This is a genomic window from Metallosphaera javensis (ex Hofmann et al. 2022) (assembly GCF_022064045.1).
In the GTDB taxonomy this organism is placed as follows: Archaea; Thermoproteota; Thermoprotei_A; order Sulfolobales; family Sulfolobaceae; genus Metallosphaera; species Metallosphaera javensis.
Genome location: NZ_JAKNCW010000020.1, coordinates 14,649 through 38,701, shown reverse-complemented (window position 1 = coordinate 38,701; position 24,053 = coordinate 14,649). Strand labels below are relative to the sequence as shown.

The following is a 24,053-nucleotide window of genomic DNA, read 5'->3' as shown; positions in this document are numbered from 1 at the left end:
TTCAAAACGCGTATTACCCTGGTAAAAAACTTTTCAAGGGCCGAGGCACTGACGTCAAGTTCAGGGAAATGCTACATGTGAATGAGCAGGACCTATCTAAGATATGGACGGAGTACATAAGGACGTTAAAACTTCTTCCCCTCATTACAGGAACTAGGATAAGTTAGTCATATGTTGTTCTGGCCTGCTCCCTCATGAAGGAGAGGAGATAGTAAGGCCCGCCCGCGTTTCTTCCTGTCCAGCCGGAGTCCTTCCATCCCCCAAAGGGTTGTACTCCCGGCATTGCTCCAGTGGTGGATCCAGACTCCCTGTTGGCATATACGACTCCGGCCTCCACGTTCCTGAAGAAGTACTCTATCTCATCTGGGTCTTGAGAGAATATTCCTGCTGTAAGGCCATAGTCCACATCGTTAGCGAGCTTAACCGCCTCCTTTAGATCGTTTACTTCCTTCACCAGCACAATGGGCACAAAGAGTTCAGTCCTCCACAGGGAGCTGGTGTAAGGAAGGTCAGCTATAATGGTGGGCTCCACCAGATAGCTTCTTGTGTCCTCTCTGACCCTTCCACCAGTGATTATCCTTCCGCCCTCAGATATGGCCTGGTCCACGTATCTCCTGAACTTGTCCACCGCACCCCTGTTAATCAGGGGTCCCAGAAACGTGGTCTTCAGTCTTGGATCTCCTATCTGGGCAGTCTCCGTCCTTGCCTTGAACCTGGTGAGAAACTCCTGGTAAACAGCGCTCTCCACGAAAACCCTCGAGGTGGCACTGCACTTCTGTCCACCAAACCCGAAGGCTCCCCTGAACGTTCCTTCCACCGCCTTCCTGAGGTCAGCCTTGGAGGTGATAATTGTTGCGTTCTTACCCCCAAGTTCCAGGACAGCGGGTCTCGGTTTCAAGTTGATGAACTGTTTCAGGAGCCTGTGTCCCACCTCCCTTGAGCCAGTGAAGGCAAATCCCGCCACATCTAGGTTCTCCTCCATCACCTTGGACACCACCTCACCGGGTGAGGTCACATAATTCACGGTCCCTACAGGAAAGCCAGCCCTCCTCAACGTGGTAACCAGCTTATATGCGGATAGGGGAGTGTCAGAAGAGGGCTTAACCACAACGGTGTTCCCGGTGATCAGGGCTCCCAGAGTCATGGTAGCCGTGATTGCCAGGGGGAAATTGAAGGGGGAGATTATTAACCAGGGTCCGTAGGGCCTCATAACTGAGGTTCCGTGCTCTCCCTTCACTATTCTACCTTCCATTTCCCGGATGTAACCCCTATTCTCCTCTAGAAGCTGGGCATAATAGTTGAAGTAGTCAATGGTCTCATCAACCTCAGCCACGGCCTCGTATCTATTTTTACCATTCTCGAAGGTGATGGTGGCGGCCAGTTCATATTTCATCCTTCTCAACTCATTGGCAGCCTTTACTACGAGTTCAACTCTGTCCCTCCAGTCCGAATCCCTCCAATCCAGGTAGCTCTCCTTGGCCACCTTAAGGGCATTTCTCAGGAGTTCGCCGTTGTCTCTTTGGAAAACTCCCAGTGTCAGGGAGGTGTCGATGGGTGACTTAACTGTGAATTTGGATGAGGTCTTTATCTCCTTGTCGGCAATTAGAACTGGATACTCCTGTCCAAGTTGCTCCTCGACTCTCTTGATCCCTTCTTCCACCAGCTTGTGAAACTCCTCCTCCCTATTTTCCTGTAAATAGCGTTGATATGTTCTCTCATTTACAAAGGGCATATCATAATATCTCTCGTACAGTAATAAAGTTAATAATTATTTACGCCATTACGTTATTTCTCCTCTACTGAACAGCGCCATGCCTTTTATTTGGGTTAACTAATGTAACCCGTGGTAGTAAAGGAAATAATTTATAGACATATTGTGGACGACGAGTTTAAGGAGCCTTACGAGGGCGAGTACTGGCCCTCCCAAATCTGGAGCTGTTTAAGAAAACAATACTATGACAGAACTTCGCCTGCGTTATCAGGTATAGATTCGGCAAGGTTCACCATTCTGGGTGAGGCTCTCCATGAGCTGATAGCCGAACTGCTCAAGAAGGAATCGAGCGTGAAAGTTACCAGTGAACTTCCTCTGAGAATTCCCCATCCCACAAATCACGAAATAGTTATCTCTGGGAGAGCGGACGACCTAATTGTTATCGAATTTACGAAGGAAAGATATCTGGTGGAGATCAAAAGCGTAGACGGTCTCTCCTTCAAGGTGAAGAATGGTTACTTACCGAGACTGGAGCACAGGGCCCAACTTAATCTTTACATGAAGGCATTTCCCAAGTCCAAGGGTGTCCTCCTATACGTGGATAGGTCCAACTTCGATATGGAGGAATTTCTCGTGGATTTTGACGAGGAACTTTACCTGAAAACCATGGAAAGGGCTGAAATGCTCCACAAGGCACTCAAGGTCAGGAAACTTCCAGAACCAGAGGCCAAGATGAGGGAAGACATGAAGTGGCAATGCGAATATTGCCTGTATAGGGCTAAATGTGACAAGGATAAGTGAAGGGATCTCTCAACTAGGCCTCTTTGTATACCCAGTTAGAGCCTTTACGCACTGAAGGGCCTGATACCTGTCGAGAGGGTCATCTCCTTACAATTCCGTAGATCAGCACACCTAGTCCCACAAAGAACACGATAAGGCCTATTATAAATGCCAACCCACCTGCCTCTATGGAGGAGTTCAACTGCGTTGTAACCAAGGTAATACCCATGGGACCAGTGGAATTATCCTCCACGTATACGCTTGGAGAGGTTCCATTGATCAGGAGGGCCTCCACGTTCTTTGAGGATGAAGTGGTTATGATGTTACCTGTAACTTCAATCTTTGGCGGTAAAGACGTATTATAACCTATACTTATGCTGTTAATACCACCCTTTAGGGGAAAGGTCTTTCCCTGACCCGGTGATAGGGAAACCTGGGTTATTTGAATTCCGGACTTTGCAAGGAAGAATCCTCCACCCGCGATAACCAATCCAATTAAAAGTATTATACCACCTATAATGACGACGTTCCTTCTCATGGGTCAATTATCTATCCGTCATATAAAACCTTAAGCCAAATAACTAGAGCTGAACAATTGGAAAAAATCTAACTTATGGTGAAGTTGGCCACTGCCATTGACTTCTCACTCAGCGCAGGGGTGTATAGCTTGACATGATAGGTTCCGGGACTCAGATGTATTGGAAGAAGCATCTGGAACTGGGCCTCGCTTCCCAGCACAATGGCGAATCCGGTGTACCAGTTTACGTAATCCTTCTTGTTCTCATTCCATGGTGCCTGAATGACCTTGATAGTGTAGTTGGCGATTTCAGAGGAATTCAGATACGCATGCCAAGTTGAGTTATATATCTCCATCAAAGGAGCGGAGGCAGGATACGCGTCCGGACCGTCCACGTCGGTTATATTCATGATGAGCATAGTCTGATTACCCTGCTCCTTGGCAGTGATGTAAGTTATCTCGAGTTTGGGTAGCTTCGAATAGTTAACCAGCGGTCCTACCACATTACCATATGCCCACTGACCTGTACCCAAGATGAATCCCATTACCAGTATCCCGAACACTAGGGCTATTACAGCCGTTCTGTCCATATGGGTCACCAGAGCTTTATCATGTTAAGGATCGGTACTCTCTTGGAAAGTGGCCTGTCACCAAACTTCTTGTAGAGGAGACTGTCCACACCGAACACCCTTCCAGTTGCGGTGAGCATCAACACAACAGAACCAGCCGTAAGGAGAGCGCCAATCTGCCACTCATCTTCACATGTGGATCCCAGCCAATATGCTGGCGCGAACCCAACGGACATGAATAAGGCTGCCAGAGCGGAGAGCCTGGTGAGGAATCCTATCACCAGGAAGAGGCCAGCGATGATCTCTATGTAGCTGAACACGGTCAGGAAGGAAACATCCAGAGCTCTGTTCTCAAGGGTCATTAACAGGAACGGTTTAAAGGGGCCTGCATGGGGCAGGAAGTTTACCAGCTTTCCTCCAACGAAGGAAGACGAATTGGGATCCAGCTTGGCAGGCTTCAGAACGGCCTTTCTAAGCCCTCCGTCCAAAAACATCCAGCCTACAGCGAACCTAATGGGGAAAAGGTACTCCATTCTGGTAGAGTTTCCGGGATTCAGACTTTGTTTCTCAGCCACGTTATCACCACAATAACCTGGAATGACCTTAATTTAAGTTTTTCTTAAATAAAGTTTAAACATGAAAAACTTAAATAGCTAATTATTTTTCATTTCTCTAGATAAAGGAAAACGGCTTTATGCGCAAGCATTTTAAAAATAAGATGTCGTCAGCATTCGCGTGAAATAAATTCTTACGCATGTTTTTATTGTTCATCAACATGGTTTAATTATGGAAAATCAGAAGCAGATGCCCCCAGGGCAGAGACCGGTGAAAAGGTTCATCTATTACGCGGCGCTTGGAGTGCCTGAGGTTAACATAGACGATTACAGGTTCAGGATAACGGGCCTGGTGGAAAGGGAGTTGAGCTTCACCTATCAGCAACTGCTGGACATGATGGACATGGAGTACAAGAGGGATTTTCACTGCGTTACAGGATGGAGCGTGTTGGACGTTTCGTGGAAGGGAATTAACTTGAGGAGAATGGTGGAAAGGGCCTCCCCAAAGCCTGAGGCAAAATGGGTGATCTTCTACTCACTGGATGGGTATACCGCAACCGTGCCCCTCGAGGACGTTATGAGCGAGGATTCGATCCTGGTTCTCATGATGAACGGAAGACCCTTAACCAAAGAGGAAGGTTTCCCCGCCAGGCCTTTCTTTCCCCACCTCTATGGCTGGAAGAGCGCCAAGTGGGTAACCTCAATGGAATTGATTCCAGAGTATGTGGATGGATACTGGGAAGAAAGGGGATATCATGAGAGAGGTAACGTGTGGGACGAGGAAAGGTTCAAAGGTCTCTGGGGAAGACACAGTAAAAAAAGACCAATCATCTAGACATTACGCCTTCTCTCCTTCACTTTTCATCTCACCGTGAGATCCTGAAGCCTCCTGGTGATAGAGGTAGTTTCTCTCCTTGAGCCCCTGATATATCCCCAGCGGGTAGAAGAGAACCAGGGACACTACAACTGTGATCAAGGTAGCAGTTAGGAAGGGTATTACGTTGAGCGCACCGTCTGAACCCACGTAGGTCATGAGAGTTAAGAAGGCAATGTAACCCATGTACCAGGTGGATTCCTTCATACCCTCACTCACCTTTCCCACAATTCCCAGAATGGCTGTAATGACTGCAAGTATTATTACAGAGTATGGGACCGCAGGCCAACCACTCCAGAACACTATTAACGAGGAAGCAGCGAACGCAATGGGTGATATTACTGTCCCTCCCTTAATCCTCCATTTGGTAACCCCCTGCTTTCTTAACACCATCATTGCCACGGGGTTCGTGGCGAACCCAATGTAACCTGCAACGGTGGCATCATCGATCAGACCATAGATGCTGGGAACGGGAGCGAACAGGAAAGCAATGACTGCGCCAACAACGGCAAAGAGCAACAGACCCCAGTAAGGTATTGCATACTTGCTGTGAAGTGATTTGAATTTCTCGTGAAGGAATCCGGACCTCGCTGAGGCGAAGAGAACCCTGGCCCCTCCTCCCATGTATACGTAACCTGTGAGGAAAGGACCCACTATACCTCCTATGAGGAGAAGGGCTAGGGCTGCCTGACCTAAACCGGAATGATAGGTGCTAGCCAGGACTATGAAGGGATTTCCCACCACCTTGTTCAAGGAACTCCAGTCCCCTGGCGTGAGTCCAAGTTTGGCCCAATCAAGGTTGGCTATGAAGGTGAAGTCAAAGAGTAGATATACCAGGCCCTCTCCAATCACGGTAATTATCAATGCGTAGATTAGGTAACTCTTTTTCTTAACCTCTTCAGCAAAATCTGGAATTACTCTCGCTCCCCCGAAGGCAAACATGGCGTAGGGCATTGAGGAAAATATTCCTGCGAAACCGAAGGGTAATACCCCATACACGGTGAAGTTCTTGAGGTTAAGGAATGTCAGTAACAGCAGAAAAGCTGGCAATATGTAAATAATGTACTTTACGGTACCGAACCCAGAGGTGATCCTTGAAAAGGTCTTTACGCCGTAGTAATTGAAAGGAATGTAACCGAACATTAGCACCACTCCCACAAGAGCGCCCTCGAGAGTGGGAAATCCCTCTGAGTTGAGAAGGGATGGGAAAATATAGTCAAGACCCTCTATGGTTGCAAATGCCTCTATTGGTGGAATAAACAGATACCAGAGGAGGTCTGCCATGGCATTAATTAGATTAGTTACTGATCCATGACTATAAATTGAATATCTGGAGGGACCGCCAGCCTCTGGATAGGTCTGGGAGAGCTCTATGTAAGTTATTGATATTGTCACATAGAAGAGGATAGCTATAACCCAGGCAATCAAACTCCCAGGTCCTGCCACCTCCGTCATCTGCAGTGGACTGAAGAATATGGCTGTGGCCACCGCTGAAGCTAGACCTATTATTATCAGTGAAGTTAACCCGATTTCTTTTTTCATTCCTTTAGGATCGGACATAAAGGTAATATACCATTAATATTATTTAAGTCTTCCTAGAAAATTTAGAGCGAGTTCGTCGATTTTATATTATTAGAATTTTATATCTTTTAAACCCTTCTGATATAGATGGTAAATATAAAATTAGTAGATTTAAAGTACATGATCATTCATTTTATTTAACATGTTAATTGGCTATCCTTCAATAACAAGAGGTAAGTGCGCTGTTAACAGTAAAGTGGAGGCGTTAAAACGTCCCGTTTAAATTATCAATACAATCTATACTCCCTTTTAATAGTTAAAATTTTTTAGACAATTTGCAGATAGGTTTATTAATACCCGTGAGATAGTGATAATTTATGAGGAAAGTTTACCTGAGACATGATTCCACAATAAGTAAGACAGGGAGTGACATGGAAATGGAGTTCACCTTGGTTAAGGAAGATACGAAATCGTGGAGAATAAGACTCACGAGCCGTAGCCAAGATCCCTATCAGAGCCTCATGAATCCCCATCTCTCCCAGTACGGGAAGATGTGTCACGAGACGACAGGCACGGGTTACGTTTGCCCCGTGTGCAACTTGGAAATAGACGAGTACGGATATTGCGGTTGTGGTGCTGGATCGAGTTGATAAAAAGGAAGTCACTTCAGTTTTCTAACAACTTCCTGGATTTCCTCGTAATCAGGTTCGTTGGCTAATTCCTTACCTACCCACTTGTAGACTATCTTCCCATCCCTATCCAGAATGAATACTGCTCTCTTGGCAAGAACATACCCAGGTAGCGGTGGAAATTCCATATCAACCCCATAGGCCTTTACAGCGTCTCTTCTATAGTCGCTAAGTATGGTGAAGTTAAGCTTGTTTGCTTCCTTGAAGGCCTTGTTGCTGAACGGGGGATCCACACTAATACCAAGGACCACAGCATTAACCTCGTTAAACTTGGCCATGGAATCCCTGAACGTGCACATTTCCTTTGTACATACGGGCGTAAAGGCACCTGGATAAAAGGCCAGGACCACCACTTTTCCCCTGAAGTCCGATATTTTCACTTTCTTTAAATCTGTATCCACCAGTTCCACGTCTGGTGCAATTTCACCTATTTCAGGCATGGGCTTTATTAAGAAGTTGGATATATAAACTAATTTATCAATGAGTATGAACTATTTAAATCTAGAAATTTTTCCCAGTAAATTTAACACATAGTCACCTGGTTAACCACTTGTCCTGATCCCATATGGTGACCAGCGCATATATACTAACTACCAGCTGGATGGCAAGAGCCAGGGAACCCACCAGTAAGGTCTTTAGCTTCTCCTCGTGAAGAAGTCTCCAAAGGGCGTAAATGAAGGGAATTGCTGTGAGGTAGCTTGCCACATGCATCAGGATTACAGAATACTTGAAACCCAGCCTGGGGAAATGAAAGCCCAGGAAGGTGGAAGGAGGGTGATTTACCTGATAATGATGAAATATGGATCCAGGAATCGTGAAGGGGTAGTGAGTGGTCGTTGTCCCGAGGAGCAGAGAGAACACGATCCTCTTGGCGAGAATCATTAGTAAGTGAAGTATGAAGTTTCCTCCGTGTAGAAGAGCAAGTTCGTAATCAGTGGGGTCAGTGTCCACAATGGTGGAGCCCAGGAATATCATATCAAAGATAGATATTCCCATGACTAGAAATGGGAGAATTGTTGTGTAAAGGAAATTAAAGACGTAAAGGGGACCTCTCTTGAACATGGTTCCATCTCTCATTTCCCTGAAGAAGAAGTAATAGTTTGCCCTTGACCATCTAATCAGCTGTTTATATAATTTCTTTACTGTCTCAGGAGGATATGTCAGTACAGTGGTCTCGAAGTCCACAAGTGCCCTGTAACCCTTGGAAATAACGTAGTTTGTGAGCTGTTTATCGTCCCCTATCAATGCCCTTCTTCCCATGAACTTCGGGTTCCTGAACTCCTCGCTGAGAATGAAGGGTCTCACCAGTTCAGTCCTGTAAAGGGAACACTTGCCGTTGAGAAGGACAGCGTAACCTGACCTGTTCACGGCCCTCATTGTGGCTTCCTTGAGTCTCTCAATGAGTTCTGCAAGGTAGAAGGTATTTCCAGTGTTCACATTTCTCACATTGACGCTAACTCCTCCCACTCCTTCATCCATAAGGGATAACATCCTCTTTATACCGTCGTCAGGCAACACTGTATCGCTATCAAGGAGGAGAACAAACTTGGTGTCTACGTGCGATATACCTGTAGCAACAGCGTTCCTCTTCCCTGCCCTGGATGGTGTTCTAATGAATTTTCCTCCATATCTGAAGGTGATGGACCTGTAGGGCTCGTCACAACCATCTCCCACGACCAGAAACTTAACGTCTTGAGCGTAAACGGAGGATATCACTCTCTCGAATATGGATGGCTTCTCCGCATATACCGGGATGAGCACGGTTACGTCAGACAACCTGTTTGAGTCTGTCCTTCTGGGACTCTCTACGTTAATGGAGAAGTAGGAATTAAGAATGAAGTAAATTAGCGAAAGAAATAACGTCAGCGATCCAAATATTAAATAAAATGCATCTACTTGATTCATTCGTGTTTAGCATGATAATGAGTAGCTTAAAAACTATGTGGCGAGTTAAAGCAAATTGAGTTCATGATGTGAAATCAACAAGTTGGAGCACTTCCTGCGGGACCTAGCCTAGTTAGAAGTTCGCGTGTCCTGTGAAGAATCGGTCAAGGCCCGCACCTCCTGCTCGTATAGCGTTAACAAAGAGTCCATGGTAACCACACCCTGGAAAATTCCCCTATCCACCACAGCCACCCATCTGCTCCTGTTTATGGCCATAATTTCCCACGCCTGCTCCAACGAGGACTGGGGTGTCACGTGGGGAGAACCCCTCACTACGTAACGCCTCACCTGATCCAAGGGGTTCTTCCTTTCGATATCTCTATAGTACACTATGCCAATGAACCTGTTCGAATCGTCAACCACAGGGAGGCTGAGGAAGTTGTTGTCCAGCATGAGCTTGAGTGCGGTTTCCAGAGTAGCCGATGGGGAGACTTTAACGTCATATTTCTTGCATTGACCTACCTTCAATCTTTGCATCACAGGAATCTCGTACTCGCTCTTATGCGCGGGAGAATCCCTCCTGGTGGGTACCTGGCTTCTATAGATCGTGTAATTTCCCGAGACTAGATAAGAGATGGCCACAGCTATCATGGCGCCGGGGAGAAGTTGAAGGCTTGATGTCATTTCCGTAACCATCACTATAACTGACAGCGGTACCTTTCCGGCCGCAGCGAAGAACGACATCATGCCTATGATCACAAAGGGAGCTATGTCAGGCACAAGGAATGGAAACAGGTAATGAAATATCAAACCCACGTCCACCCCAACGAACGCTCCTATGAAGAGGCCGGGAGCAAAAACACCTCCACTTCCCCCAGATCCTATGGAGAGCGAGGTAGCCAATATCTTGACGAACGGGAGTAAGGCCAGCAGGATCAGAACAGGAAACAGGGGTGAATAAAATGATGACAACCTCTGGAACTCAGCGAGATTTATCCATCCGTATCCTGTCCCCAGGACCTCTGGAAAGAGCAGGGCCAGTAACCCAGCAAGACCCCCGCCAATCATGGGCTTAACATGGTTGGGGATCCTTAGCCTCTTAAACAGTCCTGATATTCCATAAAACGACTTAACGTAGAGGATGGCCAAAACCCCGGAGATCGCTCCCAACAGAGCATACATGGGTAGCCTCAAGGGGTTGAAGGTTCCGGTATAATACCCGAATACCGGGGTGAAGCCGAAAATGATGCCGAATATGGTGTATCCCACCGAGGATGCTATTAGCCCTGGATAGATGAGTTCCGGTTCAAGATCTCTCTTGTAAAGTATCTCAGACGCGAGAATCGCACCGCCTATGGGAGTCTTAAATATGGTTCCTATCCCCGCACCAATTCCCACGGCAACAGCTCTCCTCCTATCCTCTGGCGAAAGTTTGAGTAGGTCCGCAATAACCGATCCAACCCCCGAGGAGAACTGGGCTGTGGGGCCTTCCCTTCCAGCGCTTCCCCCTGATCCTATTGTGACCGCTGAGGCGAATATCTTTACCGGTATTACAACCCATCTCACCTTTCCCTGAAGATAGTGGTAGGCCCTTATGGCCGCGTCCGTGCCGTGACCTTCAGCCTCTGGAGCGAATGTGTATACCACAAGCCCAGATATGAGTCCTCCCAGCATTAAGGAGACGGGTATAAGAAGGTAATTGCCAGGATGAAACTCGAAGTTAAGCGTGCCCCCCTCTCCCAGCGGATGAGGATAGGACATGCCCACGAACCTAGTGATGAATACATACTCAAATAGATGGAGCAGTAAGTAGAACACTGTGGATGCGAAACCAGCAACTACCCCAAGTATGATACCCAGAACTAGCCACTTCTCGAAATAGGGCAAAGATGATAGCCTTACAGGCATGACAAAACGTTAATCTAGCGATTTAAAAAAACTAGTCCTGGATATTCTACATCCTTTATTGAAAACTTCCTTATTAATTAAAAATTAGATTTATCGTGATATTCTCGAATGTTTTATTAACCGAGAAACTACGTCTCTATCAATGAGGTATTTGATTTCGGCATCCCAACTACTGGAGGAAATCAACAACTACAGGGTGGTGGAGGTAACCTTCTACGATGATTCTTACCTAGAGTGGCATATACCCAGTGCCGTCAAGCTCCCCTGGAGATACCTAAGGCATCCTGTGAGGAGGGATTTCACCACAAGGGAAATTCTGGAGAAAAGGCTGGGGGAACTGGGCATTTCAAGCGATGATTCCCTAGTTGTGTACAGCGATTTCAATAACAGATACGCATTTTACGCCTTCTGGGTATTGAGGGCATTCGGTCATGAGGAAGTCAAGGTCCTAGACGGAGGAAAGGTGGCATGGGAAGTTAAGGAGTTACCAAGGGAGGTTGAAATAAGAACGCTCCCTCCATCCAGATACGAAGCTCAGGAGCCAGACTGGAGTGAAAGGATGATGGTGTGGGAATTGCTCTCCAAGATCAGTAGAGGAGAGAGGTTTCAACTTCTGGACGTCAGATATCCTGAGGAATATTCAGGTGAGACAGGAACTCCTCCGGAGCATCCCAATGAGGAAACGCAGGTTACAGGACATATTCCCGGGGCCTTAAATGTACCGTGGAACAGGTTTCTCGATCCGGTCACTGAGGAACTTCTCCCTCCCCATAAACTGGAGTTATCCCTCTCGAGACAGGAAACGGTTGTATACTGTAGAACGGGAGCGAGAGCATCTCTCGTGTGGTTCTACCTGAAATACCTCCTGAATTTCCCAAGCGTGAAACTATACGACGGTTCCTGGTCAGAGTGGGGAAACATGGTTGGAGTTCCCGTGGAAAGATAGTTAGATCTCAGCCTTCTCTCCTTCCTGAAGGAGGAGAGGAAGTTCCTCGAACTTTCTAATCCTCACCTTCTTCAATTCACCGTCCTTGTAAAATATGGCATCCCCAGTCTCCATTGCCTTAATCTCCGTCTCGATCTCCCTGGATTTCAGTGGTAATATCTCCTTGTAAACCCTTACGTCCACTGGATGAACCACCTTATGGAGGAAATAGATCTCGCTCTGCGTAAGAACGTCCTTGTTGACCTTTGCCGATCTCTGGCTCACCAGTATCATTCCGATTCCCCTCTTTCTTCCTCTAAGGGCGATTCTCACCAGCACGTCACTGAGCGGAGTTCTACCTCCCTGAGGGATGAACTCGTGGGCCTCCTCAAGCAGGACAAACAGATCCTTCCTGTAGACCTTGGAGGTCTCCCAAAGAACGTTGAAGAAAGCGGTGAGGAACTTGAACACGTCGTCGTTCCAATCATTCACGTCCAGTACAACGCTCTTTCCCACTATGAGAATGTTAACCACTTCCTCTGGATCCACATTGAACCTGTCGAATACAACGGCATCTAGTTCCCTGTATTCTCCATCAGGATCCACTATAACCAGTGGGATTTTCTCCTTGATGAGCTCCTCGGCAAATACCTTTGCGGTGTTGGACTTTCCGGACCCCCTTATTCCCAGAATCGCCACGCACTTTCTAATTACCTGATCTTTCTCAAGCGTCAGTGTACCTAAATTCATGTAGTAATTCTGGAGTAACTTCACTTTTAAGGCTCGAAGCCCGGTATCACTTCTCTTTATTTAGTTTTTATGGAATAATCCATTATAAACACTTTTAAATAAAAGTTTATAACCTTGGCGAAGATGTATATAATGATAAAAATGTCCTTAAAGATATATAAAAAGTTAGATCTGACAGGTCAGTCTTGTGCAGGACCTCTGGGAGAACTCTCCGGAGTCCTGGAGGAAATAAGTCCAGGGGAGGCTGTAGAGGCCATCCTAGGGGATGAGGCAACAAAGAAGGACGTAGTGGCGTTCGTGACAAAGAAGGGATACAAGGTTGTTTCAGAGAAAAATGAGGGCGGGAAGTTCACGCTGGTGATCACAAAATGAAGAGAGTAATTGTAGTGGGAGGAGGAATAGCGGGCACCATCGTTGCCAATAGAATGGCCAGAATGATGCCCGAGGAGCTGGAGAAAGGGGAGGCAGAGATTGTAGTACTGGACAGAAATGAGAAGCATACTTACCAGCCAGGGCAACTACTGGTTCCATTTAACGTGCAGGATCCAATGGAACTAATTAGGCCCGAGAGGGAGCTACTGGACCACAAGATTAGGTTCCTCCACAGCCAGAAGGGTGAGGTCACAAAGATAGATCCAGCCAATCACTCGGTTGTTACTGCCGACGGGCTGTCCCACTCATACGATTACCTAGTCATCGCCACAGGATCTCATCTGAGATGGGATGAGGTACCAGGTTACAAGGATGCTGTATACTCTCCATGGGATTTTGAGAGTTCTCTCAAGCTGAGGGAGGCCCTAGATCAGTTCAATGGAGGGACAGTGGTCATAAATGTGGCTAAGCTACCACATAAGTGCCCCGTTGCGCCAATGGAAGCCACATTAATGCTTGATGATTATCTCAGGAGGAGGGGAATTAGGGATAAGACTGAGATAGTCTACACGTACCCGGTTCCAGGGATATTTGGAATAAAGACCACAAACGATGTGATGATAAAGATATTTCAGGAAAGAGGTATAAAGATAGTATCACCGTTCAACGTAACTAATGTAAATGCGAAGGACAAGGTCATGGAGTCCCAGGAGGGAGAGAAGATCAAGTTCGATCTGGCCATAGGAGTGCCACCTCATACAGGTGCCGACGTTATAGGAAAGTCGGGCATTGGAGACAAGAGGAACTGGATTCCAACTGACAAGTTCTCCTTAAGAATGAAGGACCACTCCAACGTCTTCGTGATCGGTGACACCACGGACATCCCGATCTCCAAGGCTGGATCCACTGCCGACTTCGAGTCCTACATCATCGCCAATAACGTGGTTAATGAAATAAGAGGCAATGGCCTTAAGAAGACCTATGACGGATCGGTGTTCTGCTACATCGCCACGGGACTTGACTCTGGTACCTATATCAGGTTCAACTATGCTGCGCCACCGGTGCCTCCACCACCCTCCTACGTACACTGGTGGGGCAAGCTGATGTACAACAAGCTCTACTGGACAGTAACCGCCAAGGCCATAGTGTGACGGAATATGAAAGTTGGAATTATTTTGGGCTCCAACGAGCTTGACCGGGTGGCCTACGCGGGGATGCACGCTCTGATCTCAACCACTCTGGACAACGAAGTGGTTATTTTCGCCACCATGGACGGAGTTAAGGCCTTCCTAAAGAACCCAGAGCTTAGGGTAGAGTCTGGCACCTCCAAGACCATTAAGGAAAGTAATGAGGACGTCTTCCAGCACTTCAGAAAGGCCAAGAAATCAGGGAAACTGAGGGTCCTTGCCTGTTCCTACGCCAGTAAGATTCATGGTTTGGACAAGGACGATTATGGGGATCTGGTTGACGATATAGTTGGGATCACCTCCTTCTCCATGGAAGTGGAAGGGGGTCAGCTGTTAACCATATGGTGAGATTATGGCCACGGAGGTAAACTTGGATAAGGTGCTTACGAAACTGGACGAAAAGAAAATGGAGGAATTGGCCAACTTCCTTGACCATGTGTCCACATTAAACGAAGTTCTGACAAAGGTAGGCCAGCTGAAGGATAGCGGGGCCCTGGACGTTCTGATCAACTTCAGTTACGGGGCCAAGTCCCTCAGAGATGCCCTTAATGACGATGCCATCCAGAGCATAGCTGACATGCTTTCCAACCTCATGATATTAGCTGGAGAGATGAAAACCAAGCAGAATGACATAGCCCAGATACTGGAGAACGCGGACGCATTGAAGGATGCTCTAATGCGATTGAAGGCATTGAGGGACAGCGGAACACTTGACGTTCTAGTTAACATGTCCTATGCCCTGAAATCCTTGAGGGAGGCACTCAACGACGACGCCATCATGAACCTGGGATCCACGCTAAGCAATCTTATGGAAGTTCTGAGCTCCATGAATCCCAGGACATCAGACGGTGTGAAAAAGCTGATAGAGAAGGCCCCAGAACTGAACGAGGTTTTGAATAGGGTTATGGATCTCAAGAATAGCGGAACCCTGGACGTGCTCATAAACATGTCTTATGCCCTCAAGTCACTTAGAGACGCTCTTAATGATGACGCAATCACCAATCTGGGAACTACCCTTTCCCTCATATTTGAATTCCTTCCAAAGGGACTGGAGTTCCTGAACAAGGCTATGTCTCCACCACTCAGTTCCTTGATCGAGGTTTGGTCCGGTGAGGAGGCCAAGAAGATACTGGCCAATCCTGAGAACGTGACCCTAGGGAAACTGATAACCATGATGAAGGATCCGGATATACAGAGAGGGCTTGGAGTGATGATGGGCATGTTGAAGATAATAGGAAAGAACTTCAAAGCCTAATTTTTTCAAGAATAAATTCTTGACTAACTAAAATAAAGTTACTTCTATTCTTAAGTCTAAAAAAGTGGTCTCATGTCATCCATGCTCAGGGGAGTAGCTAACCTAGGCACTACGCACGCCAATAGCCTGCAGTTTTCCCCTTCGCTGGTAATACTGCATTCATATAATCCATAATTTGTGGGACAATTGGATGTTTGTTTAATAGTGAAATACGACTTCATTAACTACTTAAAGCAGTTTAAGTATTTAAGTATTTATGTCAGAGATTTCTTAACAGTTGTTAATTCCTGTGTACCATATTTAGTGAAATAATTAAAAAAGGATGGGTTCACCTTTGATTAATTAAAGGAACTATCACGTGAATTGTGTTGATTATTTAAGCTTGCTAGACCTATTCCTGACTTATGATAGAGGTTGAGGGACTGACAAAGGTTTACAGGGATGGCACAGTTGCTTTGGATCACGTCACATTTCAGAGTAAGGCAAAGGTACTTTCCGTGCTAGGAAGAAATGGAGCAGGGAAAACCACGATGATGCGCATCCTATCAACCCAACTCCTCCCATCTTCTGGAAAGGCAAGAATACTTGGGCTGGACGTAGTATCTGAGGCGGAGAGGCTTAGAGACCTGATAGTCTCCATTCCTCAGGAGGCTAAACCAGTGGGTTTCGCCAGCCCCCTTGAACATCTCACCATGTTTCTAACTGCCAGGGGAGAGTCCATAAAATCAGCACTGGAGGAATCCAGGAGAGCACTGAAGGAAATTGGATTATGGGAAGTCAGGGATAAACCGTGTGACGACCTATCTGGAGGAATGAAGAGAAAGGTATTTGTGGCCATGGCCTTAGCTTCTAACGCCGAGCTCATCTTTCTGGATGAGCCCACCACAGGTCTGGATCCCATCTCTAGGCTGGAGGTATGGTCAGTTATAAAAAACATCAGTTCCAGGGTCGTTCTTACTACCCACTACATGGAAGAGGCAGAGGAGCTATCTCAGGACATAGTCATGTTGGGTAGGGGAAAGGTGATAGCTAAGGGAACAAAGGAGGAGTTGCTGGCTCCCCTCCGTGGAAAGGTAAGGGTGGAGGGTATAGGGGATAGGCTAATTGGTAAAACCCAGATTTCCTACATGGACGAAAACAGGGCGAGGGAGATAGTGGGTAAGGCTGTGATCAAACCTGTTTCCTTGGAGGACCTGTTCATTCTTCACGGGGAGGATGGAAATTGAATGTAAGGTATGTAATCGTTTTTGCGTGGTTTTATGGATATTCCTTCCTCAAGAGGGGGTACAGCTACGTCTTCAGCTACATGATCACCCCCCTCTCAATCCTTTTCTTGGTATACGTACTTTCCAGGGGAGCACTACTGCAGTACGCCATCGTTGGTGGACTGATCTCAGTGATAGCCACGAACTCTGTGGTAAGCCTATCAGATGTGGTAATGTTGAGGAAGGAGATGAAATTGCAGGACATGCTTGTGGCCACCAGGATAGGTCCTGCGGAGTACATGCTGGGGCTGGCTACTGCGAACCTGGTGTTCTCCTCAGTTGGCATGATAGTATACGTGATCCTAGGACTTATTCTTCACGTGTTTTCCCCCATGAGCGCGTTAATCAGTTTCCTCATAGCCTGTTACCTTAACTACTCCATGACTGGCTTGGCCTTCATTATTGGAACCTTTGTTCCCTACACTCGCCACTCCTGGGCAATCTCAGGTGTTCTGGGGACTGTCCTTACAATTATACCACCTATATATTACCCATTTTCTGAACTTCACGGAATAGTTAAGTATCTAGCTCTGGTTATACCCTCCTCCCCTGCCTCTGTAATTACTCAGGGAGTTGCGGGACTTGCAAATTTCAACGTTATTGCGCTAGTTCTTCTCCTAATTGAGGGACCCATCTTCGTATTACTGGCCATGAGGTTCTCTAGATGGAGAGAAAAGTGATCATTTATCGAAGTTGGTCTTAACCTTTATATTTACCCTGTAACCCCTCCCTTCCTTCCTCACCTGATACTGAAGCTCATACCCATTGCACTTCCTTGTTACAATCATGTTGTTCTCATCTATCACGTTGTATGATGGATTTCCGCAACCCTGAGTCAGGGAACTTAACCTCTGCTCTATTTCGTCGTTATTTCTGGCGTAAAACTCCATTTCTGCTCCTTCAGGGGTGACAACTGAAATGGTGGTCCTGTTGGAGACCAAATATGAGGATAGAAGGCTTAGAGAAATGCCCACAATGGAGAAAATTACTGAGAGCACTGGGAGAAGGTTACCAAGAATGGGTACCACAAGTACCTTGAAGGCCAGATAAAGGTAGAGGGCTGAGGCTATAAGTGAACCTATGCCAGCGGATATTACTGCAGTGTCCCTTCGTCTCTCTGAGAAGCCAGCCACCAATCCTACAATTATCCCGTTGAGAATGGGTATCCACCAAACGGCCAATGCCACTGGTATGCTATACTTCAGGGATTTCATAGAGGTAATATGGCAGTGTGAGATTTTAACTTGATGTATTGAAACGAGATTCCTCAAAAAACTTTGTCTTGCACGAGAGATTAAGAATGAGTTTCACGTTGATATCCCCACTATATTATCAAGTTCCCTAAGCAACTTATCCTCAACGTGAGCGTTCCATAACATCTCTGGGACGTCCACCACTAGGAAGAGCTCAGAGAGGAGGAGAGCCTCGATTGCTGTTACCGCTATGTTCTGAACCCACTTCCCTACTCCCACTGTTACCTTTATTCCCTCCTGTGTCTTCTCCATGAGGAATGTAAGAGCCCTATCCGCAGCAATTATGTCGCGGAGAATCCCTCCCTTCTGTGCCTGGATCACAGCCTTATCTCCCTCCGTTCTAGATTGGACTTTCCATCCGTCCATTTGCAGATATTGCATGAACTTGGAGGCTATCTCCTGCAAATCTCCATTTACCTTGTACAATTTTTCTTTTTTAAAGAGAGCCATACATAATATATGCTCAATCAATAATAAACCTTTTCACAATACCCTAGGGGTTGAAGCTTGCCTTGGCCTTCCCAGGATTAGACCCAGCAGGATAACGAGAAGAGTGACCACGAGGATGGAGATTCGTTGCGTAATATCTCCGACCACAAAGGAATTGTAAAGGCCGTACAGCATGAGCGCCGAGGAGATCCATGAGAAAATGCGTCCCGCACCCGATAGGAGATAGGCAAACCCAAGGAAGAGCGAAAGGTAAAGAAGCGCCACCGAGGGGGCTATGGTGAGGTTATAGAAGGTTATCGGGGATATGAGGCTCACCAGGATCGAGATGAGGAAAGCAGTGAAGGGAAGCAGTAAGTTTACCCCCCTGGATCTAAACACCCTATTGAGTGCCAGAGCCTCAACCATTACCAGCCCAATCATGGAGATTGCACCATAGATCTGGGAAAGGGATGTAACAAGGAAAGCTCCTGCTAACAGCGCCCCTATTCCCACAACGAGAGAGGTGGGGACGACCCAGGCCATCTTTGGTTCCCCATCAGCATAAGGAATAAGGGTTATGCATACCAGGAGCAGGGAAGAGTTAAGCACGTCCAGAAAGTCTATTGAAGGCTGAGTTTGGGTAAGACTGGGCGTCCAGTAAAGAAAGGCCAGTGCAATCTGCGCAATTGCAAGGGGTATAAGGAGAAACTGACCTCTCCCCAGTAACATTGCGCCAGTAAGAAGGGAGAGCAGGGCCACCAAGGCATAGGCCATCATTCCGTGAAAATCTAGTTCGTAAAAGATGGCATAATCAATGGTGTAAGAGAGGTAGAGAAAATAGCTAACTGTCCACGCATATAATTGTATCCTTCCAAGTCTAGATTTTTCGAGAGCGTCATAGAGACCTATCTTGGGCCAAGAACGTCTTAGGTAGAGGTAAAGGGAGATTCCAATGGGTAGCGCAATCACTGAGGAGAGAATCGCGTCTTCCAGGGAAGAGTGTAGCGTCATTAGGGTTAAGGGTGCTACTGAATTTATACCAAAGAAGACCAGGTATCTCTTCAATATGTAGTGAGATCCTTGAAAACTTAAAAATAATTTCCCAGATTTCCTGTTTAACTTTATGGGGGTTAAGGGGGTGGAAGCCCCCATCCATAAGGTTGGGGATGGATAACCCCCTTATAGAAAAATTTTTATTATTTTCCTTCATAACTTTATTTAGCCCTACAAGGCTGAAAGAGCTGGTAGGAATGAGGGTTGGGACTGCCTGATAGCCTGTGGAGCTAAGGCCCTCCGTAACCCTCCTACCACACGGGGCGTCAAGGATGGGTTCCATTCGACGGGACCTCCGCTATGGGTGAGAGGGGATCGAGGTCTGGCTGAGAAGCAGGAAATCCCCATCGTGAGGTGGGGATGCTCCGTCCGTAAGGGCGGAGTAGTTCACTGACTGAAGTAGCCAGAATGATCCCTAATAACACCCTCAACTCTAGACCACCCTTTGACATTTCCCTTCTTGAATATTCCTCTATTTCTTAATATATTATTGGGTTATACTATGATCTTAGCTAATAAACTTAAATTGTTCCTGTACCATTTCCACGTTATGTATGCTCTGGTTACAGGAGGTACAAGGGGTATAGGAAGGGCAATAACTGAGGCCTTAGTTAATGAAGGGTATAGGATTGCAGTACTCTATCACGGTTCAGATAATAGGGCAAAGGAGTTGAGGGAGATGGGGGTGCTTACCCTGAAGTGCAATGTGGGAGATAGAGCTCAGGTAAGCAACGCCAAGAAGGAGATAGAAAAGGAGTTTCCTAGATTAGACGCGTTGGTTAACAACGCCGGAATATGGTACCTAATGCCCTTTGAGCAATTCGACGAGGAAAAATACGAGGAGATGATAAAAGTTAACCTGAATGGAGTAATCTACGTTACATATGAGTTTCTACCACTTCTCAAGAGATCGGAGAACCCATCCATAGTCAACGTGTCAAGTAATGCAGGTATAGGAACTGCTGCAGAGGGAACTACGTTCTATGCCATAACCAAGGCTGGAGTAATAATACTGACTAGAAGACTGGCATTTGAGCTGGGTAAATATAACATAAGAGTTAACGCTGTGGCTCCAGGCTGGATAGAGACTGACATGACATTGGGTGGAAAGGCTCCTGAGGAAGGGAATAAATTGAGGGAATTATTCAGGAATAAAACGTTCCTTCATACCACGGGGAAGCCTGAGGATATTGCAAACATTGTTAGCTTCCTAGTTAGTAAAAGGGCTAGATACATTACGGGTCAGGTCATAGTGGCAGATGGAGGAAGGATGGATAACTTGACCCATTCTCTATGATTTAGTTTGAATGGGCCAAGTATTTCTTTTCCAGATAGGACGACAACCTCTTGGGATTGTAAACCTCTCCAAACGCTTTGGTCAGGAGAACCTTTGGTGGATAAACCGCGCCATACTTACAGATCTTCTCAGAGAGAAAGCTCCTTATCCCGTCTACGTCACCCCTGCTCACCTTAGAAGGTAAGTCCTCTATGAAGTGGTACATGGTCGCAGCCAGAACGTTACCCAAGGTGTATGTTGGGAAATAGCCGAAACTTCCCTGCGACCAGTGTATGTCCTGGAGGACCCCCTCGCTGTCGCTCTTAGGCCTAACACCCAGATACTTGTCCATGAAGTCATCCCACAGTGACGGAAGATCGCTCACGCTTACTTTACCAGAGATGAGGTTCTTCTCGATCTCATATCTCAGTGCGATATGAAAGTTGTACGTGACCTCGTCGGCATCAACCCTTATGAGGCTAGGCGAGACCATGTTGAAGTACTTATAGAGCGACTCCTGATCATCCCTGATGGAAAGCCTGTCTTTCAGGATCGGGTATAGCACCTTGGTGAACTCCCTGCTCCTTCCCACTACGTTCTCCCAAAACCTGGACTGTCCTTCATGAATGCCAGTTGAGGCACCTCCAGCCACGGGAGTCATCTCGTAGGCTGGATCGATCATTAGCTCATACATCGCGTGACCTGACTCATGTATCACTGAGAAGATGGTGCTTCTGAAGTCGGTCCCCTCATACCTCGTGGTGATCCTTACGTCCTTGGAGGATATCCTGATGGTGAACGGATGCGCAGATACGTCCATTCTGAAGGTTTTCGTGGGCATTTTGAGGATCTTAATGACCTCCCTGTTCACTTCCTCCATTACCTTAGGATCATAGCTCATTTCCTTCAGTGGATGGGTAGAGGGGAAATACCCCTCAGACAGCACCTTCTCCAGAATACCCTTTACATCTGGAAGTAGCTGAGAAAACACGTTATCCAGATCGTTAACCGTTATCCCTTCCTCATAGAGGTCTACAAGTGCATTGTAGGGATGTCCCTCATAGCCCAGCTTCTCAGCAATGGTTCTTTCAAGTTCCACAATTCTCTCCAGGTAGGGCTTGAACGAATTGAAATCTCCCCTCCTCTTACTCTCCCTCCACACAACCACGCTCTGTGAAGTCAGCCTATCGAGTTCCTCCGTGACCTCCTTGGGGACAAGTCTGTAGAATCTCAGCGATCTCTTGAGGACTCGAATTACTCCCTTACCGAAATCGTCCAGATCTTCTTCCCTCACCTTCTCAACCTCCGGCTCCAGCGAGGTTGTAATTTCCCTGATCATTGTGGAGATGTTGGCGAAGACCTCACCCCTCAATGCTGAGTCCTCCTCTGGCATGTAGGTTTCTAGATCCCACGCAAGAAGTGCCTGCGAATAGTTCAGGGACCAGATTTTCTTGTACTTTTCAAGAATTTCTTGGAGCATAAGAACTGGTGCGGTAAAGGGTAAAAAGAATGTCGAAGGCTAGCCCAGCTCTAGCCTTTTCACGGGAGTGGGAATGAACCCGTTCCTTGACGTGAACTGGGAACTATCCACATCCTTCATCTTTGCTACTACCACCTTACCCAGGAGGCCTCCCAGATCCATTTCCTCTCCCGGTTTTCCCTCCACCGGAATAACCCTGACCCCCACTATCTTGTTGAGCATTAACCCGAGGGAGAGAACGTCAAGAATGAGCGCAGTGATCTTCTCGGGTCCCTCGTCTCGAGGAACTCCTACCATGTCTATCCCGCTGTTACACACGGCGGACATTGCCAGAAGATCGTTCAACTCCAGGTACCCCTCTCTCATTCTCATGGCCATGATGGAGTCCTCGCTCACGGGAATGAAGGCACTGCTCAGTCCCCCTACCAAGTTGGTTGCCATGGACCCGCCCTTCTTCACCGCATCCATGAGTATGGCGAGGGCAGTGAGGGATCCGTGCCCGCCGACCCTGGAGATACCCATGGCCTCGATTATCTCCGCCACGCTATCCCCTACCTTTGGGGATGGGGCCAGGGACAGATCGACGGAACCCATGGGGACACCTAGCTCCTCTGACACCATTCTTCCCACCAGCTCCCCAAGCCTGGTTACCTTGAAGGAGGCCTTCTTGATCACCTCGTATAGCTCCTGAAAGGTTGTGGGTCTAGCTCTCCTTATGGCCCCGGCAACTACCCCAGGCCCGCTAACGGCAATATTGATGGAGGAGTTGGGCATTCCTCGACCGTGATGCGCTGAGGGAACGAAGGGAGAGTCCTGTGGTGAATTGGCCATAATTGCCACCCTAGAGGAGGCGTGGGGCGACATTTTCAGTAACTGCGCGGTGAAGAGTTTGACGGCATCCACATTGAGGCCCTCCTGAGTGGAAGCTGCGTTGAGCATGCCCGATAGTCTAGAGGTGGAATTCATAGTCTCTGCCAGGCCCTCTAACATGACCTGCGTTCCCCTTCCTATTCCCCTATCTGCGTACGCTGAGAATCCCCCAATGTAGTCTATTCCCGTGTCCGTAGCAAGAGAGTCTAGGAATCCTCCCAGTTTTACCGCGTACTTCACATCAGGATAGGGCTCCAGAAAGTATTGAACCGGGGAAACGGCAACTCTTCTTGTTACGATGTTAACTCCTAGTTTATCCTGAACAGAGTTGACCACCTCAGAAAACCTGGAGAGTACAGGCCTCAGTAGGGACAGCTTCTCCAATGTTCTCTCCGGCACGTCAGATACGGCAAAGAGGGTGTTGATGCTCAGCGTTACGGACCTTATATCAAGGTCCTCGTGTGTCAGCATGTTAATTACTTCTGCTATCTCCTCTGCGGAGTACTTCATTCAGATCCTCTCCATGAATTTAAATACCTCTCCGTGGAAGACCAGCACCTCTACCCCAAGTTCCTTTCCTCTCCTTTGAAGTTCCTCCCTTAGCTGGCCCACCGACACATGCCCCGTGTCCAGATCCACAATCATTATCATGGAGAAGATCCCCCTCAACACCGTCTGTGAAATATCCACAATATTCACGTTCTTCTCAGCTAGCTTGGAGGATATTCCTGCGACAATGCCTGGCTTATCGGCTCCAATCACCACAACTACTGCGGTCTCCATAGGGAGAGAACAGCGATGCGATTTTAAAAGCTAACACGAAATGAGATCTTTGGATCCATAGAATAATGATTATTGATAATATTCGAACTTGATCATATATTCTCGAAAAGCTGGTTATATATCACGTTGGCACGGTAATTTTGTTTAA

The 24,053-nt window shown here is 47.1% G+C and carries 26 protein-coding genes; 11 read left to right on the top strand and 15 right to left on the bottom strand.

The features are described from left to right. Positions 1 to 163: 163 nt before the first annotated feature. Positions 164 to 1,732 (bottom strand): L-glutamate gamma-semialdehyde dehydrogenase, encoded by a 1,569-nt coding sequence (locus L3N51_RS10720; RefSeq protein WP_238027212.1) that lies wholly within the window; start codon positions 1,730 to 1,732, stop codon positions 164 to 166. Positions 1,733 to 1,843: 111 nt separating this feature from the next. On the opposite strand from L3N51_RS10720, the gene L3N51_RS10715 reads away from it, so the two are divergent. Further along, the gene (locus L3N51_RS10715) at positions 1,844 to 2,512 is read left to right on the top strand and encodes a PD-(D/E)XK nuclease family protein (RefSeq protein ID WP_238027211.1); all 669 of its coding nucleotides are present in this window, start codon (positions 1,844 to 1,846) and stop codon (positions 2,510 to 2,512) included. A 79-nt stretch (positions 2,513 to 2,591) separates the two neighbouring features. Here the strand turns inward: L3N51_RS10715 and L3N51_RS10710 are convergent, their stop codons facing one another. The 3 genes from L3N51_RS10710 to doxD all read right to left on the bottom strand — a co-directional run bounded on the left by L3N51_RS10710 (position 2,592) and on the right by doxD (position 4,110). Beyond that, entirely contained in the window at positions 2,592 to 3,029 is a 438-nt protein-coding gene (locus L3N51_RS10710) for a hypothetical protein (RefSeq protein WP_238027210.1), read from the bottom strand. A gap of 68 nt (positions 3,030 to 3,097) precedes the next feature. After that, entirely contained in the window at positions 3,098 to 3,598 is a 501-nt protein-coding gene (gene doxA, locus L3N51_RS10705) for a thiosulfate:quinone oxidoreductase small subunit (RefSeq protein ID WP_238027209.1), read from the bottom strand. A gap of 5 nt (positions 3,599 to 3,603) precedes the next feature. Further along, the gene (gene doxD / locus L3N51_RS10700) at positions 3,604 to 4,110 is read right to left on the bottom strand and encodes a thiosulfate:quinone oxidoreductase large subunit (RefSeq protein ID WP_238027214.1); all 507 of its coding nucleotides are present in this window, start codon (positions 4,108 to 4,110) and stop codon (positions 3,604 to 3,606) included. A 253-nt stretch (positions 4,111 to 4,363) separates the two neighbouring features. On the opposite strand from doxD, the gene L3N51_RS10695 reads away from it, so the two are divergent. Then, positions 4,364 to 4,966 carry a sulfite oxidase-like oxidoreductase gene (locus L3N51_RS10695; RefSeq protein ID WP_238027208.1) on the top strand — a complete coding sequence of 201 codons (603 nt, stop codon included), beginning with the start codon at positions 4,364 to 4,366 and terminating at the stop codon, positions 4,964 to 4,966. A 3-nt stretch (positions 4,967 to 4,969) separates the two neighbouring features. On the opposite strand, the gene L3N51_RS10690 is transcribed toward L3N51_RS10695, so the two are convergent. Next, a complete protein-coding gene (locus tag L3N51_RS10690; RefSeq protein WP_238027207.1) occupies positions 4,970 to 6,565 on the bottom strand; it encodes an APC family permease in 1,596 nt (531 codons plus the stop codon). 338 nt (positions 6,566 to 6,903) lie between these two features. Here L3N51_RS10690 and L3N51_RS10685 point away from each other — a divergent pair, with 338 nt between their 5' ends. After that, entirely contained in the window at positions 6,904 to 7,176 is a 273-nt protein-coding gene (locus L3N51_RS10685; RefSeq protein WP_238027206.1) for a hypothetical protein, read from the top strand. Between the two features lie 11 nt (positions 7,177 to 7,187). Here the strand turns inward: L3N51_RS10685 and L3N51_RS10680 are convergent, their stop codons facing one another. From L3N51_RS10680 to L3N51_RS10670, 3 genes are all read right to left on the bottom strand, one after another. Next, positions 7,188 to 7,655 carry a peroxiredoxin gene (locus L3N51_RS10680; protein ID WP_238027205.1) on the bottom strand — a complete coding sequence of 156 codons (468 nt, stop codon included), beginning with the start codon at positions 7,653 to 7,655 and terminating at the stop codon, positions 7,188 to 7,190. Between the two features lie 94 nt (positions 7,656 to 7,749). Continuing rightward, complete coding sequence (locus L3N51_RS10675; protein WP_238027204.1) at positions 7,750 to 9,120, bottom strand: glycosyltransferase family 2 protein; 1,371 nt, start codon at positions 9,118 to 9,120, stop codon at positions 7,750 to 7,752. Positions 9,121 to 9,228: 108 nt separating this feature from the next. Beyond that, on the bottom strand, positions 9,229 to 11,007 hold the full coding sequence (locus tag L3N51_RS10670) for a chloride channel protein (RefSeq protein ID WP_238027203.1): 1,779 nt from the start codon (positions 11,005 to 11,007) through the stop codon (positions 9,229 to 9,231). 142 nt (positions 11,008 to 11,149) lie between these two features. Between L3N51_RS10670 and L3N51_RS10665 the strand changes: the two genes are divergently transcribed. Next, positions 11,150 to 11,953 (top strand): sulfurtransferase, encoded by an 804-nt coding sequence (locus L3N51_RS10665; protein ID WP_238027202.1) that lies wholly within the window; start codon positions 11,150 to 11,152, stop codon positions 11,951 to 11,953. Here L3N51_RS10665 and L3N51_RS10660 read toward each other — a convergent pair whose 3' ends face one another. Continuing rightward, positions 11,954 to 12,682: an ATP-binding protein gene (locus L3N51_RS10660; RefSeq protein WP_238027201.1), complete on the bottom strand. Its 729-nt coding sequence runs from the start codon at positions 12,680 to 12,682 to the stop codon at positions 11,954 to 11,956. Between the two features lie 141 nt (positions 12,683 to 12,823). Here L3N51_RS10660 and L3N51_RS10655 point away from each other — a divergent pair, with 141 nt between their 5' ends. The 6 genes from L3N51_RS10655 (at position 12,824) to L3N51_RS10630 (ending at position 17,441) form a co-directional block, all read left to right on the top strand. Beyond that, positions 12,824 to 13,054 (top strand): sulfurtransferase TusA family protein, encoded by a 231-nt coding sequence (locus tag L3N51_RS10655; RefSeq protein WP_144418723.1) that lies wholly within the window; start codon positions 12,824 to 12,826, stop codon positions 13,052 to 13,054. After that, positions 13,051 to 14,205 carry an NAD(P)/FAD-dependent oxidoreductase gene (locus tag L3N51_RS10650; RefSeq protein WP_238027200.1) on the top strand — a complete coding sequence of 385 codons (1,155 nt, stop codon included), beginning with the start codon at positions 13,051 to 13,053 and terminating at the stop codon, positions 14,203 to 14,205. The genes L3N51_RS10655 and L3N51_RS10650 overlap by 4 nt, the downstream gene beginning before the upstream one ends. 6 nt (positions 14,206 to 14,211) lie before the next feature. Continuing rightward, on the top strand, positions 14,212 to 14,589 hold the full coding sequence (locus L3N51_RS10645; RefSeq protein ID WP_238027199.1) for a DsrE family protein: 378 nt from the start codon (positions 14,212 to 14,214) through the stop codon (positions 14,587 to 14,589). A gap of 4 nt (positions 14,590 to 14,593) precedes the next feature. Continuing rightward, the gene (locus tag L3N51_RS10640; RefSeq protein ID WP_238027198.1) at positions 14,594 to 15,496 is read left to right on the top strand and encodes a DUF1641 domain-containing protein; all 903 of its coding nucleotides are present in this window, start codon (positions 14,594 to 14,596) and stop codon (positions 15,494 to 15,496) included. A gap of 404 nt (positions 15,497 to 15,900) precedes the next feature. Continuing rightward, positions 15,901 to 16,722, top strand: a complete 822-nt coding sequence (locus L3N51_RS10635) for an ABC transporter ATP-binding protein (protein ID WP_238027197.1) — start codon at positions 15,901 to 15,903, stop codon at positions 16,720 to 16,722. Next, on the top strand, positions 16,719 to 17,441 hold the full coding sequence (locus L3N51_RS10630) for an ABC transporter permease (RefSeq protein WP_238027196.1): 723 nt from the start codon (positions 16,719 to 16,721) through the stop codon (positions 17,439 to 17,441). Before L3N51_RS10635 ends, L3N51_RS10630 begins: the two co-directional genes overlap by 4 nt. Here L3N51_RS10630 and L3N51_RS10625 read toward each other — a convergent pair whose 3' ends face one another. From L3N51_RS10625 to L3N51_RS10615, 3 genes are all read right to left on the bottom strand, one after another. Next, positions 17,442 to 17,975, bottom strand: a complete 534-nt coding sequence (locus L3N51_RS10625) for a hypothetical protein (RefSeq protein ID WP_238027195.1) — start codon at positions 17,973 to 17,975, stop codon at positions 17,442 to 17,444. It lies immediately after the preceding gene. Between the two features lie 93 nt (positions 17,976 to 18,068). Beyond that, positions 18,069 to 18,464, bottom strand: a complete 396-nt coding sequence (locus L3N51_RS10620; RefSeq protein ID WP_238027194.1) for a hypothetical protein — start codon at positions 18,462 to 18,464, stop codon at positions 18,069 to 18,071. Positions 18,465 to 18,497: 33 nt separating this feature from the next. Then, entirely contained in the window at positions 18,498 to 19,508 is a 1,011-nt protein-coding gene (locus L3N51_RS10615; RefSeq protein ID WP_238027193.1) for a hypothetical protein, read from the bottom strand. Positions 19,509 to 20,046: 538 nt separating this feature from the next. Here L3N51_RS10615 and L3N51_RS10610 point away from each other — a divergent pair. Next, positions 20,047 to 20,793, top strand: a complete 747-nt coding sequence (locus L3N51_RS10610) for an SDR family oxidoreductase (protein WP_238027192.1) — start codon at positions 20,047 to 20,049, stop codon at positions 20,791 to 20,793. Between the two features lies 1 nt (position 20,794). Here the strand turns inward: L3N51_RS10610 and L3N51_RS10605 are convergent, their stop codons facing one another. The 3 genes from L3N51_RS10605 to L3N51_RS10595 are packed head-to-tail and all read right to left on the bottom strand — an operon-like array spanning position 20,795 to position 23,905. Then, positions 20,795 to 22,252 carry a carboxypeptidase M32 gene (locus L3N51_RS10605; protein ID WP_238027191.1) on the bottom strand — a complete coding sequence of 486 codons (1,458 nt, stop codon included), beginning with the start codon at positions 22,250 to 22,252 and terminating at the stop codon, positions 20,795 to 20,797. 39 nt (positions 22,253 to 22,291) lie between these two features. Beyond that, a complete protein-coding gene (locus L3N51_RS10600) occupies positions 22,292 to 23,632 on the bottom strand; it encodes a PFL family protein (RefSeq protein ID WP_238027190.1) in 1,341 nt (446 codons plus the stop codon). Continuing rightward, complete coding sequence (locus tag L3N51_RS10595) at positions 23,633 to 23,905, bottom strand: ACT domain-containing protein (RefSeq protein WP_238027189.1); 273 nt, start codon at positions 23,903 to 23,905, stop codon at positions 23,633 to 23,635. Positions 23,906 to 24,053: the final 148 nt, after the last annotated feature.